This is a genomic window from Candidatus Margulisiibacteriota bacterium (assembly GCA_031268855.1).
GTDB lineage: Bacteria > Margulisbacteria > Termititenacia > Termititenacales > Termititenacaceae > Termititenax.
The window spans coordinates 1-3,715 of the sequence record JAIRWS010000131.1; the positions used below are offsets into that span (position 1 = coordinate 1).

The 3,715-nt window shown below is 46.2% G+C and carries 5 protein-coding genes; 3 read left to right on the forward strand and 2 right to left on the reverse strand.

What is annotated here, in order from left to right; translation table 11 throughout:
• Positions 1–353 (reverse strand): acetolactate synthase large subunit (locus LBJ25_07605; protein MDR1453820.1); only part of this gene is annotated, 353 nt, incomplete at its 3' end.
• 66 nt (positions 354–419) lie between these two features.
• Positions 420–1,568: an ATP-binding protein gene (locus LBJ25_07610; GenBank protein ID MDR1453821.1), complete on the reverse strand. Its 1,149-nt coding sequence runs from the start codon at positions 1,566–1,568 to the stop codon at positions 420–422.
• Between the two features lie 180 nt (positions 1,569–1,748).
• Here LBJ25_07610 and LBJ25_07615 point away from each other — a divergent pair, with 180 nt between their 5' ends.
• The 3 genes from LBJ25_07615 to LBJ25_07625 all read left to right on the forward strand — a co-directional run.
• Positions 1,749–2,069 (forward strand): hypothetical protein, encoded by a 321-nt coding sequence (locus tag LBJ25_07615; GenBank protein MDR1453822.1) that lies wholly within the window; start codon positions 1,749–1,751, stop codon positions 2,067–2,069.
• A gap of 128 nt (positions 2,070–2,197) precedes the next feature.
• A complete protein-coding gene (locus LBJ25_07620) occupies positions 2,198–3,169 on the forward strand; it encodes a Fic family protein (GenBank protein MDR1453823.1) in 972 nt (323 codons plus the stop codon).
• Between the two features lie 247 nt (positions 3,170–3,416).
• The coding region (locus LBJ25_07625; protein MDR1453824.1) for a hypothetical protein at positions 3,417–3,715 on the forward strand (299 nt) is incomplete at its 3' end.

Genomic DNA, 3,715 nt, shown 5'->3' on the forward strand with positions numbered 1-3,715 from the left:
ATGCCGGTCATATCGGCCTCTTGAAAAGCGTCTTTGCCGATCTGCGTCGTGCCGACCTGTCCGGTGATAGCCACCAGCGGCGCCGAGTCCATGTAGGCTGTGGCGATAGCTGTGACAAGATTGGTTGCGCCGGGGCCGGAAGTGGTCAGGCACACGCCGACCCGGCCTGTCGCGCGCGCGTAGCCGTCCGCCGCGTGTCCCGCGCCCTGCTCATGGCGCACGAGAATATGTCTGATCCGTTTTTCAGCATACAGCGCGTCGTAAATTTCCAGTGCGCGTCCGCCCGGATAACCAAAAATTACCTCCACGCCTTCTTTGACCAGAGCTTCGATAAGTATCTGCGAGCCTTTCATAATGAAAAAACATTCTACCACACGCGCGATTTTCTCGAAAGAATAAAAATCGGCGGTCAAATCTTGTTAATTTCTGGCTACCGGCTCCAAAAATTTTATATTATTTTGGGCCAACATTTCAGCGTAGTTCTCACGATTTAGTAGATACTCTGCAAACGGATGGTAATTGTCCCGAAAGGTTCTTGAAATTTTTGCCTTGCGTTTTTCATTCCATTTAATTTCTGCCGCATATATCTCACCGGAACGCACCGCCACATAGTCGATTTCTTGCTGCTGGGATGTGCGCCAAAAATAGCCCTTGTGCGCATTGTGTTTCTTAAACTCCGCCACTATATAATTTTCAAACAAGCGGCCAATATCCAGACGTAAATTAGCCGGTTTAAAATCGTCAATAACAGCATTACGAATACCCACATCATAAAAAAAGAATTTGTTCGATGCTTTCAGTTCATTGCGCAGATTGCCGCTATAACTCGGTAAACGAAAAATGATGAAAGACTGCTCTAACAGCGCGATATATTTATCGACAGTTTTGCTATCCAGCCCCACCAATCCGGCAATTTCATTGATGCTCACCTGTGAGCCGATCTGGAACGCTAGAGCCTGTAAAATTTTCGACAACTTATCGGTCTTGATAATTTCACTTAAATTAAGCACATCTTTATATAGATTGTCTTTAGATAAGGCCTCGACCCGTTCCCGCGCGTCAGACGGATTCATTACAACATCCGGGTATGAACCGTAAAGCAAGCGGTTTTCGAGATTGGTTTTCTCGGAGATCAGCCCGTTTTGCAGAGAAAGTTCCCTGAACGACAGCGGCGGCAGCCAGAACTCCCACTTTCTGCCGGTCAAAGGTTCGTTAATTTTATTGGCAAGGTCAAAAGAAGAACTGCCTGTGGCAACAAGTTGTATTTTGCCGCCAAAATTGTCTTGAATGATCTTTAGTTTTACGCCAATATTTTTAATGCGTTGTGCCTCGTCGATGATGAGTGTTGTGTTGCGGCCAAGAATAGGACGAAAAGTGTCGGCGCTAAAATTCTCAAAACTTGCCCGCGTGGTCTCTTCGTCGCCATTGAGCCACAGCGCACTTTCTTTGCCGCCAAAAATAGTTTTTACCAGCGTGGTTTTACCTACCTGCCGCGCGCCGTAAATAATAATTGATTTGCCCTTGCCGATTTTGGCGCGGATTTTATTTTCTAAATCTCGTTTTATCATTCCTTAAATTATAACACCTTTTTGCCTTGGAATCCAAAAATCTTATACTTTTCAGGGATTTCAGTCCAAAAATCTTATATTTTACGAGGACACGCAAAAGAAGTACCTGTTGCCTCGGCAGCGGGTATAGAAAAGAAAAAAGTGGGTAGTTATTTCCTACTAAATCAAAAAGGAGAAGCCATGAATAAGTCTTTGGAAATTTTGAATTTTTTGGAAAATTCCAGCGAGGAAGAAAAAGTCTATCAGGTCAAAAATCGTTTCCAATTAAGCTCGGAGCGCAACGCGCGGGCGATCCTGCATATTCTGGAAAATAGCGAGAGCACAGCCAGATACGAGGCCAAGATTGCCAAACTGGTCAAGAAGCTGGAGGAAAAATACGCCAAAGCAGCCAAACGCCTGCAAAAACGCAGCGAGAGTTTTTTCAGCGCTGGCTACGCCGACCGCTCCAAACTCGAGGAGATCAGCGGCGATATTCGGGAATTGCAGATCCTGCTGCAATAACTAGCTCTGCTTTACTGGCAAAACAACGGCGCAAGAGAAAAAGAGAGAATAATTTTACAGTCCCAGTTTTTCCAGACGGGGCAATATTGTCTTTACAGTGATAGTATCAAATGATACTATCATTATATATGCGTCCGCCTTACGAAATAACGCCCCAAATTCTTAAATCAACTGCGGAAATAACCGAGTTGCTTGGCAGCTTGAGCGGCGCGTTGATCGCCAAACCGGACATCAAACTGCGCCGTCGCAACCGGATAAAAACCATTAAATCTTCGCTGGCCATCGAAGGCAATACTTTTACAGAGGAACAAATTACCGCTCTGCTGGATGGCAAAAGAGTGCTGGGGTCTCCGCGGGAAATAACTGAAGTGCAAAACGCCCTGAAACTCTATGCTGACCTGCCCAGGTATCGGCCGGATAAAATAAAAGATTTTCTGTCTGCACACGGCGTGCTGATGCGCGGGCTGGTAAAGAGTGCAGGACGCTGGCGCAGTGTCAATGTTGGGGTGGTGTCAGGCACAAAAGTTATTCATGTTGCTCCCAAGCCGCTGTTTGTGCCCAAGCTTATGCAAGATCTGTTTGACTGGCTAAAAATTGATAAGGCTACCCACTACCTGATAAAAGGAGCGGTTGTTCATTACGAAATCGAGTTTATCCATCCTTTTGAGGATGGCAACGGCAGAATGGGGCGTTTTTGGCAGTCGGCGCTGTTGACCGCGCACAATTCTATATTTGAGTATCTGCCTGTGGAGTCGCTGATTGAGCAAAAACAACAACAGTACTACCGTGTTCTGGAAAAATGCGGGCAGCAAGGCCGATCAACTTTATTTATTGAATTTATTTTGCAAACCCTTAAGGAATCATTAGCCGAATATGCAGGACAAATCAGCGGCGCGACCAGCGCCATTGCCGATCGTTTGGCCAAAGCCGCCGAGGTTTTTCAAAAAAATAATTTCTCGCGCAAGGATTATTTGACGCTGTTCAAAACCATCTCCACAGCTACCGCTAGCCGCGATTTAAGCCAGGGAGTCCAGCAAAACTTATTACAAAAAAGCGGGGATAAAAATAACACTCGCTATAAGTTTCAGGATACCAAATAGCGATAGTATCAAATGATACTATCATTTAAGTGGCAATTATTTATATGTTAGGATTGTCTCATGTGCGGTATAGCGGGAAAAATTAGCGCGCGGGAAATCACGCCGGAACAAATCCGGGCGATGACGGACACGCTGCTCCGCCGCGGCCCTGACGCTGCTGGAAACAACATTAGTCGCGGAAGTTATACCGTAAGGCGGGTGTCGCCGCCCGCTTGCCTTTCGTCCATTATTCGTCTATTATTCGTCCATGTCTTTTAAGCCGCGTTATAGGATCACGCCGCAGCTGCTCAAAAATATTAAGCAGGTATCTGTCTTGAACGCGAAACTAAACGACAGAAATTTCCCCCAAGTAGTTTTTGCCCGTTTGGAAAAAGCCGCGCGCGAAATTTCCACCTATGCCTCGACCAGCATCGAGGGTAATCCGCTACCTTTAACTGATGTGCGCCGCCTGCTTAAAAATCTGCCGCAAAATCTCCGCGACAGTGAGAGAGAGATTGTTAATTACAATAAAGCGTTGCTGCAAGCCAATATCTATATTCAGACCGG

Excerpts from the sequence above, each read along its gene's own strand:
- LBJ25_07610 (MDR1453821.1), bottom strand. The coding sequence starts at position 1,568 with ATGATAAAACGAGATTTAGAAAATAAAATCCGCGCCAAAATCGGCAAG.
- LBJ25_07615 (MDR1453822.1), top strand. The coding sequence starts at position 1,749 with ATGAATAAGTCTTTGGAAATTTTGAATTTTTTGGAAAATTCCAGCGAG.
- LBJ25_07620 (MDR1453823.1), top strand. The coding sequence starts at position 2,198 with ATGCGTCCGCCTTACGAAATAACGCCCCAAATTCTTAAATCAACTGCG.